The organism is Ralstonia pickettii (genome assembly GCF_030582395.1).
GTDB classification, from domain to species: Bacteria; Pseudomonadota; Gammaproteobacteria; order Burkholderiales; family Burkholderiaceae; genus Ralstonia; species Ralstonia pickettii_D.
This window is the reverse complement of sequence record NZ_CP104382.1, coordinates 1,320,982-1,334,150: the sequence shown is the minus strand read 5'-3', so window position 1 is coordinate 1,334,150 and position 13,169 is coordinate 1,320,982. Positions and strand designations below refer to the sequence as shown.

At 64.6% G+C, this 13,169-nt stretch carries 11 protein-coding genes; 8 read left to right on the top strand and 3 right to left on the bottom strand.

Annotated elements, in window-relative coordinates:
- The first annotated feature begins 48 nt into the window (after nt 1-48).
- The 5 genes from N5B55_RS22730 to N5B55_RS22710 all read left to right on the top strand — a co-directional run bounded on the left by N5B55_RS22730 (nt 49) and on the right by N5B55_RS22710 (nt 6,647).
- Nucleotides 49-1,308, top strand: coding sequence for an MFS transporter (locus N5B55_RS22730; RefSeq protein ID WP_304540155.1), 1,260 nt, complete (start codon nt 49-51; stop codon nt 1,306-1,308).
- Between the two features lie 75 nt (nt 1,309-1,383).
- The gene (locus N5B55_RS22725; protein ID WP_304540154.1) at nt 1,384-2,790 is read left to right on the top strand and encodes an alkaline phosphatase family protein; all 1,407 of its coding nucleotides are present in this window, start codon (nt 1,384-1,386) and stop codon (nt 2,788-2,790) included.
- 2 nt (nt 2,791-2,792) lie between these two features.
- The gene (locus N5B55_RS22720) at nt 2,793-3,305 is read left to right on the top strand and encodes a GNAT family N-acetyltransferase (protein ID WP_304540153.1); all 513 of its coding nucleotides are present in this window, start codon (nt 2,793-2,795) and stop codon (nt 3,303-3,305) included.
- Nucleotides 3,306-3,471: 166 nt separating this feature from the next.
- A complete protein-coding gene (locus N5B55_RS22715; protein ID WP_065858466.1) occupies nt 3,472-5,019 on the top strand; it encodes a methyl-accepting chemotaxis protein in 1,548 nt (515 codons plus the stop codon).
- Nucleotides 5,020-5,210: 191 nt separating this feature from the next.
- The gene (locus tag N5B55_RS22710; RefSeq protein ID WP_304540152.1) at nt 5,211-6,647 is read left to right on the top strand and encodes a M20/M25/M40 family metallo-hydrolase; all 1,437 of its coding nucleotides are present in this window, start codon (nt 5,211-5,213) and stop codon (nt 6,645-6,647) included.
- Nucleotides 6,648-6,976: 329 nt separating this feature from the next.
- On the opposite strand, the gene N5B55_RS22705 is transcribed toward N5B55_RS22710, so the two are convergent.
- A complete protein-coding gene (locus N5B55_RS22705) occupies nt 6,977-7,750 on the bottom strand; it encodes an SDR family NAD(P)-dependent oxidoreductase (RefSeq protein ID WP_304540151.1) in 774 nt (257 codons plus the stop codon).
- Nucleotides 7,751-7,867: 117 nt separating this feature from the next.
- The gene (locus N5B55_RS22700; RefSeq protein WP_304540150.1) at nt 7,868-8,449 is read right to left on the bottom strand and encodes a CGNR zinc finger domain-containing protein; all 582 of its coding nucleotides are present in this window, start codon (nt 8,447-8,449) and stop codon (nt 7,868-7,870) included.
- Nucleotides 8,450-8,597: 148 nt separating this feature from the next.
- Here N5B55_RS22700 and N5B55_RS22695 point away from each other — a divergent pair, with 148 nt between their 5' ends.
- Together N5B55_RS22695 and N5B55_RS22690 are read left to right on the top strand one after the other, a co-directional pair.
- Nucleotides 8,598-9,668 carry an NAD(P)H-dependent flavin oxidoreductase gene (locus N5B55_RS22695; RefSeq protein ID WP_065858458.1) on the top strand — a complete coding sequence of 357 codons (1,071 nt, stop codon included), beginning with the start codon at nt 8,598-8,600 and terminating at the stop codon, nt 9,666-9,668.
- A 173-nt stretch (nt 9,669-9,841) separates the two neighbouring features.
- A complete protein-coding gene (locus N5B55_RS22690) occupies nt 9,842-10,750 on the top strand; it encodes an alpha/beta fold hydrolase (protein WP_178961366.1) in 909 nt (302 codons plus the stop codon).
- A gap of 9 nt (nt 10,751-10,759) precedes the next feature.
- On the opposite strand, the gene N5B55_RS22685 is transcribed toward N5B55_RS22690, so the two are convergent.
- Complete coding sequence (locus N5B55_RS22685; protein WP_304540149.1) at nt 10,760-11,677, bottom strand: LysR substrate-binding domain-containing protein; 918 nt, start codon at nt 11,675-11,677, stop codon at nt 10,760-10,762.
- Between the two features lie 182 nt (nt 11,678-11,859).
- Between N5B55_RS22685 and N5B55_RS22680 the strand changes: the two genes are divergently transcribed.
- Entirely contained in the window at nt 11,860-13,125 is a 1,266-nt protein-coding gene (locus tag N5B55_RS22680) for a serine hydrolase domain-containing protein (protein WP_304540148.1), read from the top strand.
- Nucleotides 13,126-13,169 lie beyond the last annotated feature (44 nt).

The following is a 13,169-nucleotide window of genomic DNA, read 5'->3' as shown; positions in this document are numbered from 1 at the left end:
TTGCTCCGCCAGACTGCTGCTGTCAAACGCATTTCTGGAGAGACGAACATGACAACCGCGATGGGTTTGCCGGCCACGTCGACGCCCCTGCCGCGCCATCACCGCTGGAAGGTGCTGGGCGTGGGCGTGGCGGCCAATGCGAGCTTTTCGGCAGCGTTTTCGGGCATCCCGACGACTGCCGTGTTCATCCGCTCGGCGTATCACCTGGGCAATCCGGAGCTGGGCGTGGCGCTGGGCGCGCTGGGGCTCGGCATCGCCATCAGCGAGTTGCCGTGGGGCTTGCTGACCGACCGCTGGGGTGATCGCACCGTGTTGCTTGCGGGGCTTGGCCTGACCGCGCTGGCGTTGTTCTTGATGGCATGTTGCGTGGTGCCGCTGCATGGCAACGTGCCGCCGCTCGCGTGGCTGGTGGGCGGCATGCTTAGCGTCGGCCTGCTGGGCGGCAGCGTGAACGGATCGAGCGGCCGCGCCGTCATGGGCTGGTTTCGCGAAGGCGAGCGGGGGCTCGCCATGAGCATCCGCCAGACCGCCGTACCGCTGGGCGGCGGCATTGGCGCGCTCGTGCTGCCGACTATCGCCGCGCACGCGGGGTTTGCCGCCGTCTATGGCGTGCTGGCGGCGGCATGTGCGTTGACTGCGGTACTGACGTGGCTGTGGGTGCATGACGCGCCGGACACGGTGAATGCGGTTGCGCAAGCAGCCACGCCCCGGGGCACTGGCCCGCTGCGCGATCCAACGCTGTTGCGCATGGCCCTGGCCATTGGGCTGCTGTGCGTGCCGCAAGGCGCGGTAGTTGCTTTTGCCACGGTGTTCCTGCGCGACTTTGCACACGCCAATGTGCTCACACTCAGTCTGACCATGGCAGCGGTGCAGGGCGGGGCGGCCGTCATGCGCGTGTGGAGCGGGCGCTGGACCGACCGCCACGGCAATCGCCGCGCCTATCTGCTCGCCTGTGCGCGGTTCAGCGTTGCGCTGTTCGTTGGGCTGGCCGGCGTGGCGTGGATGACGTCGGCGCTGTCGATCGATCTGTCGGTCATGCGCATTGCGTTGGTGGCGGCAGTGGTGGCGGGCGGCATCTGCGTATCGGCGTGGCATGGCGTGGGCTATACCGAATTGGCCACGCTGGCCGGTGCGCAGCGCGCCGGCACGGCGCTGGGGCTCGGCAACACGGGCGCGTTTGCGGCACTCGGGCTGGCGTCGCTGTGCCTGCCGCAGGTGTTGGCGTGGTCGTCGTGGCCGGTGGTGTGGCTGATGGCGGCCGGCAGCGCGCTGATTGCATGGCGTGTGCTGCCGGCGGTACGTCGGTAGACGCGCGCAACGCCAATCCCCTCGTTTCTTCCTATAGTGGCCCGCAGAACAACGCAACGAAACGAGGGGGCCACCATGGCAGGCTTGAATGCAATCGAGCACGTGGTCGTGCTGATGTTGGAGAACCGATCGTTCGACAACCTGTTCGGCACGCTTTATTCAAAGAGCGCAGAGTTCGACGGCCTGTCCGGCGAAGAGTCCAACCCCGACGGCGGCGGCCAGCCCATCCGGGTGTGGACAACCCCCGCGCCGCCCAACGTGATGACGCTGCCCAACCCCGACCCGGGCGAGCTGTTCACCGACATCAACCAGCAGCTCTTCGGCCAGCAGATGCCGCTCGGGCAGACGCCCACCATGCAGGGCTTCACCACCAACTACGCCAAGAACGGTGGCGACCCGCGCGACATCATGCATTTCTTCACGGCGGAACAAGTGCCAGCACTGAGCACGCTGGCGCGCAATTACGCCGTGTGCGATGCGTGGTTTGCCTCCGCGCCGTGCCAGACGTGGCCAAACCGGTTTTTCGTGCACACCGGTACCGCGCACGGCTATCCGAACAACTCGCCGGTGCATTTTCCGTACTTGATGCCGACGCTGTTCAATGCGCTCGAGGGCGTGGTGCCTGACGATTGGGCCGTCTATTACCACGACTTCGCGCAGACGCTCACGCTCACGCGGCTATGGCTGCACCTGGATCACTTTCACCTGATCGACGATTTTCTCGACGATGCATCCAGCGGAAAGCTGCCCTCGTACAGCTTTATCGAGCCACGTTACTTTGCCGATCTCGACTGGCCCAACGACATGCATCCGCCGCACGACATCGGCTACGGCGATGCTTTGGTCGCGCAGGTGTACAACGCGCTGCGCAATTCGCCGCAGTGGCATCAGACCCTGCTCGTGATCACCTTCGATGAGCACGGCGGCTGTTTCGACCACGTGCCGCCGCCCGCCGTGGTGCCGCCGAGCCCGCCGCAGCCGGGGCAGCTTTTCGCGTTCGACCGGCTGGGCGTGCGCGTGCCGGCGGTGGTGGTGTCGCCGTGGATTCCCAAGGGCACGATCTTCCGCTCGACCGTGGCGCAGCCGTACGACCACACCGCCATCATCAAGACGCTGCGCATGCGGTACAACATCCAGACGCCGCTGACCGCCCGGGATGCCAGTGCGCCCGACCTCGGTCAGGTGCTGGAGCTGAGCGCGCCCGACGACAACCGTGATCCCGTTGTCGCCCGAGCCGTGGCAGCGAACCCGGCCGGCTTGCAGGCCGCCCGCAACGCGCCGCTCAACGACTTCCAATGGGCCATGCACGAATCGGCGGCGATGCTCGCGCCGCTGGGCACCGGCATCAGCATTGACGACCATGTGCGCAATCTGTCGACCGATCAGCAGCCGCCCGTGCCCGCCGTACAGAATGCCCAGCAGGCGGCGCGGCACATCAAGGATGTGCTGGCATCGATGGATTTGCCGTATGCGGGGCAATGATCATGAACGCACCGCGCCAACACCTGCCCGTCGTCATACGCCCTTTCAGACTTGGGGACGAGCCGCTGCTGCACGCTGTCTTTCACTCCGCAATCCACGGCATCGCCGCCCGCCGATACACGCCCGAACAATGCGAAGCCTGGGCGCCCACCGACTACGACGTCGCCCAATGGAACGAGCGCATCCGCCGCCTCCGGCCGTTCGTGGCGGAATTTGACGGGCAAGCCGTTGCCTATGCCGATCTGCAGGCGAATGGCTATATCGATCACTTTTTCGTATCGGCGGCATATGCGCGACGAGGCATCGGGCAACAACTCATGAGCTACATCCTCGGCCTGGCGGCGCAGCGTGACGTGCGTCTGCAAGCGCATGTGAGTTTGGCCGCGGAGCCTTTCTTTGCGCGCAACGGGTTTGGAGTGATTGCGCGCCAGCGCGTCGCACCGCGTGGTGTCTTGCTCGACAACGCGTTGATAGCGAGACCGCGGGCCGAATGTTTCAGGGGTGGAGCGCGTTGAGGCCGCACCTGTAAAGCACGCGTAGCCAAGTTCCCTCCTCACCGTATATTCAGTACAAACCAGTAGACCTTGATTAAAGATTGCTGACTACCTGTCGTTAGTTTGGCTAAAGTCGGCGCCCCACCCGGCAGTCGCGACGTTCCACTCCTAGCAAACCACGGCAGATATGAAGACGCTTTCCATCAAGGCCCGGCTCGCGCTGGTCCTGTTTGTTCTGGCTGTATTTCTGGCGGGCGTCGGCGCGCTGGGGTTGTACGGCAACATGCGCTCCAACAACGCGCTCAAAGAAACCTATTCGAACCAGCTTGCATCCACGCGTGCATTGGGCCAGGCGATTTCGCGGCTGGTGCAAGTCCGTACTGCACTGGATCGTGCCGTCTATGAAACAGACGATGCCAAGATCGCGGACTTGGTGAAGGCTGCCCGCGAGCAGATCAAGGCAAGTGACGATGGCTGGAATGCCTACAACGCCCTGCCGTTTGCCACGCCTGAAGAGGAGCAGACGGCTGGCGAGGCCAAGCGCTTGCGTGATGCATTTTTCAACGACGGTTTGAAGCCTGCTCTGGCAGCGTTCGACAGCCACGACTACGCCACCGCCCGCCCGCTGGTACTCGACAAGCTGTACGAACTGTTCGTCCCGTATGCCATCAAGGCCGATCGCCTCAACGCCATCCAAGCGGAAATCGCTGCAACGGCTTACAGCAATGCCCAGTCGTTCTTTAACGGTCTGGTGTGGGCCTTCATCATCGTGATTGCCGTGGGCGTCGCGCTGGCCGCTGGTTGCTACCTCGTGCTGTCGCGCGCCATCTCGCGCCCGCTCGCAGAGATGCTCGTGCACTTCCACGAAATTTCGGGCGGTAACCTGACCACCGACGTGCGCATCCACTCGCGTGACGAGATGGGCCTGCTGATGGAAGGCCTGCAGCAGATGCAAGCCAAGCTGAAGGAAACCGTGGTGACGGTGCGTCGCGGCAGCGAGTCGATTGCCTCTGCCACGCAGCAGATCGCCGCGGGCAACACCAATCTGTCGCAACGCACGGAAGAGCAGGCCAGCTCGCTGGAAGAAACCGCGTCGAGCATGGAAGAGCTGACGAGCATCGTGAAGCAGAACGCCGACAACGCGCGTCAGGCGAGCACGCTGGCCGTCAACGCCTCCGAGATCGCCGTGCAGGGCGGTGCCGTGGTGCAGGACGTGGTGACCACCATGGGCGAGATCAGCGAATCGTCGCGCAAGATCACCGACATCATTGCCGTGATCGAAGGCATTGCGTTCCAGACCAATATCCTGGCGCTCAACGCTGCGGTGGAAGCCGCGCGTGCCGGTGAACAGGGCCGCGGCTTTGCCGTGGTGGCCGGTGAAGTGCGCACGCTGGCACAGCGCAGTGCAGGTGCCGCCAAGGAAATCAAATCGTTGATCGAAGATTCCGCTACGCGTGTGGAATCGGGCTCGACGCTGGTGGCGCGCGCGGGCAAGACGATGGAAGAGATCGTCGTGGCCGTGAAGCGCGTGACCGACATCATGGGCGAGATCAGCGCGGGCTCGGCCGAGCAAAGCACCGGTATCGAGCAGATCAACGAAGCCGTCACGCAGATGGACGACGTGACGCAGCAGAACGCCGCGCTCGTGGAAGAAGCCGCTGCTGCTGCACAGGCGCTGGAAGAGCAGGCGGACGAGCTGCGCCGCGCTGTGGCGGTGTTCCGCGTGGCGATGTAAAGCACCATTCCTGATGGGTTGCCGCGGCAGCGAAACGGCTGCCGTGGCGCTACACTGCGGGGTCGGCCTTCGGGTCGGCCCCGCTTTGTTTTATGCGGTGCACTCAGAAGCCGCTCATGGCCTTGCTACGCCCCTCGAGCCATTCGCTACGTGCCATGAGCCGGTTCACATAACGATTATCCGGAGGTGTCATGCGTTTCCAGTGTCGTCGTGTTCCCGTTCGCGTCTTGGTGTCTGCAGCCGTGTTGTCATGCAGCGCCGGCGCGTTCGCTCAGAGCATTCCCGCCAGCAAGCCCGCGCCCACCACGCTCACGCCCGAGCAGCAGCGCTACCACGACATTTACAAAGAGCTGGTCGAGATCAACACGACGCATTCGGCAGGTGACACCACCAAGGCTGCTCGCGCGATGGAAAAGCGCCTGCGCGGTGCCGGCTTTGCCGCCGCCGACATGCAGGTGCTTGAGCCTTTCCCGAAGAAGGGCAACCTGGTGCTGCGTTTCAAGAGCAGCGGTGCCAAGCAGCCCATGCTGCTGCTGGCCCACATTGACGTGGTGGAAGCCAAGCGCGAAGACTGGAAGACCGACCCCTTCACGCTGCAGGAGACCGACGGCTATTTCACCGCACGTGGCGCGATCGACGACAAGGCGATGGCCTCGGCTTTTGTGTCGGTGCTCGGGCAGCTCAAGCAGGAAGGCTTCAAGCCCTCGCGCGACATCATCCTGGCGCTGACCACCGACGAGGAACGCGGCGATGTGCCGACCAACGGCGCGTACTGGATCGTCAACAACAAGCCGGAACTGGTGAAGGCCGAGTTCGGCATCAATGAAGGCGGCGGTGGCGAGCTGCGCAACGGTAAGCCGGTGCTGCACCGCATTCAAGTGGCCGAGAAGATGTACACGACGTACGAGCTGGAAGTGCGTGACGTGGGCGGCCACAGCTCGGTGCCGACAAAGACGAACCCGATCTATGCATTGTCGGCGGCGCTGGATCGGCTGGGGGCGTATCAGTTTCCGGTCAAGCTGGCCGACGTGACGCAGACGTACTTCGCGCGCAGCGCGCCGCTGGCCACCGGGCAACTGGCGGAGGACATGCGTTCGGTCGGCAGCGGCAAGCCGGACCAGGCCGCGATCGATCGGCTCTCGGCAATTCCGTTCTACAACGCCCAGTTGCGCACGACGTGCGTGGCCACGATGGTCAACGCCGGCCATGCCGAGAACGCGCTGCCGCAATCGGCCAAGGCCACCGTCAATTGCCGCATCCTGCCGCACGATGATCCGGCGGATATCGATCGTCAGCTGAAGCAGGTGATCGGCAACGAGAAGATCAGCGTGCGCTACGTCAACAAGCCGCTGGCGAGTCCCGCGTCGCCGCTCAATGGCGACTTGGTAAAGACCGTGGAAGCGCTGACGCAGCAGATGTGGAATGTGCCGGTGATTCCTGCCATGAGCACGGGGGCAACCGATAGCCGGTTCATGCGCAATGCCGGCATTCCGATGTATGGCGTGTCGGGGTTGTTTACCGAGCCGGCTGACTTGCGCACGCATGGTCTGGATGAGCGTATCGAGATTGCGCGGTTGTATGACGGGCGGGAGTTTCTTTATCGGCTTGTGAAGCGGTTGGCCGAGTAAATTGTTGGGCGCTGCGCTCGTGTTTGTCTTCGGGCGCGGCTTGTTAGTGCTGGCTTGTGTTGGGTTTCGTCCCCTGCCGGGGCCGACCTACTTTCTTTGTCTTGCCAAAGAAAGGTAGGCAAAGAAAGGCGCGCCCGAGATGGCGACTTCCCCTTGGATTTGTGTCACGGGGAGGGAGGGGAGGCAAACTCGCTGCGCTCAGACAGCCTCCCCTCTTTTTCCTCCCCGCGACAAAAATCCAAGGCGCCATCTAGGGCAGGGCAGGGTACGGCCACACCGTCTGTGTATCTGTGTTGGCGTCTTGGCCAGCGTCCGTAGAGGGGCGGGTGTTAGATGAAGCCGCCGTCGGTCATCAAGGTGCGGCCGGTGATCCAGCGGGCGTCGTCCGAGGCCAGGAAGGCGATGGCGTCGGCAATATCGTCAGGTTCGGCCAGACGGCCCATCGGTGTCGATTCGCGCATGTGTGCTTTCACTTCATCGGGAATCGGGGCGGTCATGTCGGTGCGCGTGAGGGCGGGGGCCACGGCGTTGACGGTGATGTTGCGCAGGCCCAGTTCTACGGCAAACGCGTGGGTGAGGGCGCTCACGGCGGCCTTGCTTGCCGCATACACCGCCAGCCCTGCGCGGGGCCGGTACACCAGGCTCGACGACACGTTCACGATATGCCCGCCGCGCGCCGGCACATGCGGCAGCACCGCTTGCGTGACGAGAATCGTCGAGAAGGCATTGGTGCGGAACTGCGCGTCGAACGATGCGAGATCGATGCTGCCGACCGGCTGGTTTTCCAGAATGCCGGCATTGTTGACGAGAATGTCGATGGCGCCGAAGGCTTCGCGCACGGTGCTTACCATTGCGTGAACGGAAGTGGCGTTGCTCACATCGGCCTGTACGGCAATGGCCTGCGCGCCGGTGCTGTGGATGCTGTTGACCACGGCATCGGCTTGTGCGGCGTTGCTGCGATAGACCACTGCCACCCGCGCGCCGTCGGCGGCCAGTCGATGCGCCACGGCGGCGCCGATGCCGCGCGAGCCTCCGGTGACGATGGCGGTGCGGCCTGCCAGGCGTTGCGCGGTCGTGGATGGGGTGGTTTGAGTTGCGGACATGCTGTTCTCCTGAATGGGTGAGATGTTTCGGGAGAACAGGTTACGAACGAGCGGGCTTGTGCGCAGCCCGCTCGGCCGCGACGCGGCGTTCCAGCCTTGGAACGACCGAGGCCGCGATCAGCCCTGCTGGCGTTTGCGGTATTCGGCCACCTTATGCCGGTTGCCGCAGACGGCCATGCTGCACCAGCGGCGCTTGTGCGACTTGGTGCGGTCGTAAAACCACAGCGCGCATTCGGGGTGTTCGCACACGCGCACGAGCTGGAAATCGCCTTCGGCGAGCAGATGCGCAGCGGCCTCGGCCAGCGGCGCCAGACATTGCTCGACTGAATCGGTGGGGCGCAGGCGTTCGACATGCGGCATGCCGTTTTCCCACACCAGCACGGGATGGCTTGGCGCCTGCCGCAGGAACACATTCAGCGCATCGGCGCTGGCTGCGCGGCTTGCCTTGCGGGCCTCCACCAAGGCGCGAATCACCTCGCGCAGGTGCCGCGCCACGGCCAGCAGCACGCCAGGCGGGTAGCGGCCTGCCACAGGCTCCGCGAGCCAGCCGGCGCGCACCAGCCAATCGGAGACATCGACGTCGCTCTGCCAGAAGTCGTGCGGCTGGCCGTTGACGTTCGCCACGGTGTTGAGCATGTCTAGCACCGGATCGTCGGCAATCAGCAGGGGCGCATCGGCGGCAGCAGCGGGTGCGGGCATGGCGATTTTCAAAAAGGCGGTGGGTTGAATTGTAACCAATTTAATAAGCTATGCCAGTTACTTGTTGCGCGTGCGTTGCAACGGATCCGTCCGATGAAAAGCCCGCCGCATTACCATGTGTCATCCAAGAAACTCGCCGGAGACGATCATGAGCGCATGGCCCGATGCACGCGTGCTGGAGTTGTTCAACATCGAAGTGCCCATCGTGTTGGGACCGATGGCGGGCGTGGCCGGCGTGGAGCTGGCGATTGCCGTGGCACAGGGCGGGGGCCTCGGTTCGCTGCCGTGCGCGATGCTCAACGTCGAGCAGATCCGCCAGCAGGTCGAGCAGTTCCGGGCGGCCGTGCGCGGCCCCATCAACCTGAACTTCTTCTGTCACACGCCGCCGCAGCCGGACCCCGAGCGCGATGCCAAATGGCGTGCCCATCTGGCGCCGTACTACGCCGAGTTCGGTATCGATTTGAATGCGCAAGCGCCAGCCGTGAACCGCGCGCCGTTCGACGAAGCGACCTGCGCGCTGGTGGAGGAATTGAAGCCGGAAGTGGTGAGCTTCCACTTCGGCCTGCCCTCGCCGGAATTGCAGGCCCGCGTGAAGGCCACAGGGGCGAAGATCATCTCCGCTGCCACCACGGTGGAAGAGGCGCGCTGGCTGGAAGCGCGCGGCGTAGACGCCATCATCGCCATGGGCAACGAGGCAGGCGGCCATCGCGGCATGTTCCTTGCCAAGACGATCGAATCGCAGGTCGGCACGTTCGCGCTGGTGCCGCAAGTGGCGGATGCGGTGAAGGTGCCGATCATCGCAGCGGGCGGCATTGGCGATGCGCGCGGCGTGGTGGCGGCGTTGGCGCTGGGGGCATCGGCGGTGCAGATCGGTACGGCCTACATGCTGTCGCCGGAGGCCAAGACATCGGCCATTCATCGCGCGGCGCTCAAGCAGGCAACGGATGCCGACACCGCGCTCACCAATTTGTTTACCGGCCGGCCGGCGCGCGGCATCGTCAACCGGCTGATGCGCGAGATCGGTCCCATGAGCACGTTTGCGCCGGCCTTCCCCACGGCCGGCGGGGCATTGGCGCCGCTGCGCGCCAAGACGGAGCCGACCGGCTCGGGCGATTTCATCAACCTGTGGTCGGGCCAGGCTGGGCGGCTGGCCACGGAAGACTCGGCGGAAGTCATCACACGGCGCATCGCAGCCCAGGCGCTCGAGCGGCTCACCTGAGTTTTTCTGCTGCATCGTTTCCCGCGCGGGCACGCCAGACGGCGTGCCCGTTTTGTTTCACATCACAAATCGGCATGCGAGCAATGGGAAAATTTCATGTAACTTGAGAAATATTGTTTAAGTGGTTACGATGGTTTCGTTGCTTTTTCTCGAAACCCATCCGGAACCTTGACATGAACGCCCCTGTCCGAGCCGCTGATTTCGTTGTCGATGCGTATGCCGCCACCGCTGTGCGCCACCGCACGGTGGATGTTGAAGGTGTGCGCGTGTTCTACCGGGAGGCGGGCCCCGCCGATGCGCCGACCGTGCTGTTGTTGCACGGCTTTCCGAGCGCATCGCATATGTTTCGCAACCTGATTCCGCAGTTGGCCGGGCGCTATCACGTGGTGGCGCCGGACTTTCCCGGCTTTGGCCTGACGCGGGCGCCGAACGGTTTCCGCTACACGTTCGACAACCTTGCGCATGTGGTCGACGGCTTTACGCAGGCGATGGGCCTGTCGCGGTATGCAATCTACGTATTCGACTACGGCGCGCCGGTCGGCTGGCGTCTGGCGATGGCGCATCCGGAGCGCATCAGCGCCATCGTTACGCAGAACGGCAACGGCTACGAAGAAGGGTTGGGCGAGGGGCCATGGGCGCCCATCAGGGCGTATTGGAGCAACCCGGACGAAGCGCATCGCCGCGCGCTGCATGCGCTCGTGTCAGATGAGATGACGCAGTGGCAATACCTGGATGGCGTGCCGGACCCGACGCGCGTGGCGCCGGATGGCTATCTGCTGGATCAATATTTCCTGAGCCGTCCAGGCCAGCTCGATATCCAGATGGATCTGTTCCTGGATTACGCGAGCAACGTGGCGCTGTATCCGGCGCTGCACGCATACTTCCGCGCGCATCGGCCGCCGCTGCTCGCGGCATGGGGTCGCAATGACACCATTTTCATTCCGCCCGGCGCGGAAGCCTTCAAGCGCGACCTGCCGGATGCGGAGATCCACTTTGTCGACAGCGGCCACTTTGCGCTGGAGACGCACCATGCCGAAATTGGTGCACGCATGCTCGATTTTCTTGGCCGTGTGGTGAAGTAACGTACAGCTTCACTTCAACGGTTGCATGGTGGCTTCCGCCGCAAAGCGCTCGCGCAGGAACGCCACCAGCGCCTTCACCGAAGGCGGCACGCCTGCGCGCGACGGATAGAGGGCATGCAGGTCGGCCGGCTCGGGCGTCCAGCCGGACAGCACCGTGCGCAGTTGGCCACGGCCAAGCGCCGCATGGCAGCAATGCTGCGGCAGGATGGTCAGGCCCAGGCCAGCGATGGCGGCTTCGCGCAGGGCGATGATGTTGTCGCTGGCAAATCGGGGCCGAATCGGCAGCGACAGCCGATGGCCGCGCGCATCGTGCAGCACCCAATCGCGGCTGCGGGTGAGCGAGCCTTGCCCCAGGCAGGGGAGATCTTCCAGCGCGGCGGGCGTGTCGGGCTCGCCCACACGGGCAATCAACGCGGGGCTGGCCACCAGCACGCGCGGCGAGACCACCAGATGCCGCGCCATTACATCGCGCGAGGGCAGCGGCCCCGTGGCCGCGCGGATCGCCACGTCAATGCGTTGCTCGATCAGGTCGACATAGGTGTTGGACAAGTCCAGCTCGATGCGCAGCTTCGGATGCGCATCGGCAAACTCGGCCAGCCAGCCTGCGACCAGCGTTTCTGCCAGCAACGGCGACGTGCCGACGCGCAGCACACCGGCCGGTTCGCTGCGCGCGGCCCCGGCCAGCGCTTCAATGGCTGCCGACGCATCGGCCATATCGCGCGCATGCCGATACACCGCTTCGCCCACCGGCGTGACGGCTACACGATGGCTTGAGCGCTGCAGCAGCCGCGTGCCGAGCTGCACCTCCAATTCGGCAATGCGACGGCTCAGGCGTGACTTGGGGATGCCCGTGGCGCGTTCGGCTGCGGAAAAGCCGCCGGCTTCCACCACGCGCGTGAAGAGGTACAGGTCGTCGAAGCGCTTCATATCGGGACGGGGTTGCGGTCGAACTGCATTGAAGCATAAGCGCCGGCAGGGCACGCTCGCGGGCAACAGATCAGCGCTGTACAGTGTCGCTGGGCAGGTCTGCGCGCGTCGGAATGCCGCGCAGGCCGGATCGGGGTCTGGTACGCCTGCGCCTCGCGCGGGCATCAATGCAAGGAGAAAGCATGGACAGGCAAGGCACGCAAACGCAGGGGATGTCCCGCGAGCGGATCGAACGGGTCGAGCGCTTTATCGATGACGCCTACATTGCCACCGGCAAGCTGCCCGGCGCGCTGGTCCAGGTGTGGCGGCGGGGCGAGCTGGCCTTGAACTCCGTGCTGGGCCTGGCCGACCGCGAGCGCCAGGTGCCGCTGGCCGAAGATTCGATCTTCCGCATCTACTCCATGACGAAGCCGATCACGTCGGTGGCGTTCATGATGCTGGTGGAGGAATGCAAGGTCGCGCTGGACGATCCGGTCAGCAAATTCATCCCCGCGTGGGCAAACCTGGGCGTGCACGCCGGCGGCTTCATGGAGGGCTTCCAGTCCCATCCGGTCAAGCGCCCCATGCGCATGGTCGACCTGCTGCGCCACACCTCCGGCCTGACCTACGGTTTTCACCAGAACACGAATGTCGACGCAGCGTATCGACGGCTGAAACTGGGCGATATCGCTACCGCTGGCACGCTCGACGAGATGATCGAGAAGCTGGCCGGCGTGCCGCTGGAGTTCTCGCCGGGCGACGCGTGGAACTACTCCGTTTCCACCGATGTGCTGGGCTACCTGGTCGGCAAGATCAGCGGCATGCCGTTCGAGACGTTCCTGAAGGAGCGGATTTTTGATCCGCTGGGCATGGTCGACACGGCCTTCCATGTGCCGGAGGAGAAGGCGTCGCGCTTCTGCGCGTGCTATGCCGTGGGGGCGCTGGGCTCGAAGGCGGTGTCCGATCATGGGCCGGTCTTGCAGGACGATCCCCGCACCAGTCTTTACTTGAAGCCGCCCAGCTTCATTTCGGGCGGTGGCGGCTTGGTTTCCACGGCAGCAGACTACCTGCGTTTTTCGCGCATGCTGCTGCAGGGCGGCGAGCTGGATGGCGTGCGCCTGCTGGGGCCGAAAACGCTGTCGCTGATGACCGCCAACCACCTCCCGGGCGGGCGCGACATGTCGAGCCTGTCGTCACATTCGATGTTCAGCGAGGCCGCGTATGACGGCGTCGGATTCGGACTGGGGTTCGCGACCACGATCTCGCAAGCCGCTACTTTGATTCCCGGCAGCACGGGCGATTTCTTCTGGGGCGGCGCGGCCGGCACCTTCTTCTGGGTGGATCCGCAGGAGGATTTGATCGGGCTTTTCCTGACGCAGGTGCTGCCTTCGTCTGCCTACCCTGTGCGGCGGCAATTGCGCACGCTGGTCTACAGCGCGATCACCGACGTGGGTGGCGTGGCGCGCTGAGCGCGCGCTCACCATCAGGGCGGCAGAGCATTCCGCGCCGCCGC

Bases quoted from the DNA above. Each gene is read 5' to 3' on its own strand.
- N5B55_RS22730 (WP_304540155.1), top strand. From the start codon at position 49: ATGACAACCGCGATGGGTTTGCCGGCCACGTCGACGCCCCTGCCGCGC.
- N5B55_RS22725 (WP_304540154.1), top strand. From the start codon at position 1,384: ATGGCAGGCTTGAATGCAATCGAGCACGTGGTCGTGCTGATGTTGGAG.
- N5B55_RS22720 (WP_304540153.1), top strand. From the start codon at position 2,793: ATGAACGCACCGCGCCAACACCTGCCCGTCGTCATACGCCCTTTCAGA.
- N5B55_RS22715 (WP_065858466.1), top strand. From the start codon at position 3,472: ATGAAGACGCTTTCCATCAAGGCCCGGCTCGCGCTGGTCCTGTTTGTT.
- N5B55_RS22710 (WP_304540152.1), top strand. From the start codon at position 5,211: ATGCGTTTCCAGTGTCGTCGTGTTCCCGTTCGCGTCTTGGTGTCTGCA.
- N5B55_RS22705 (WP_304540151.1), bottom strand. From the start codon at position 7,750: ATGTCCGCAACTCAAACCACCCCATCCACGACCGCGCAACGCCTGGCA.
- N5B55_RS22700 (WP_304540150.1), bottom strand. From the start codon at position 8,449: ATGCCCGCACCCGCTGCTGCCGCCGATGCGCCCCTGCTGATTGCCGAC.
- N5B55_RS22695 (WP_065858458.1), top strand. From the start codon at position 8,598: ATGAGCGCATGGCCCGATGCACGCGTGCTGGAGTTGTTCAACATCGAA.
- N5B55_RS22690 (WP_178961366.1), top strand. From the start codon at position 9,842: ATGAACGCCCCTGTCCGAGCCGCTGATTTCGTTGTCGATGCGTATGCC.
- N5B55_RS22685 (WP_304540149.1), bottom strand. From the start codon at position 11,677: ATGAAGCGCTTCGACGACCTGTACCTCTTCACGCGCGTGGTGGAAGCC.
- N5B55_RS22680 (WP_304540148.1), top strand. From the start codon at position 11,860: ATGGACAGGCAAGGCACGCAAACGCAGGGGATGTCCCGCGAGCGGATC.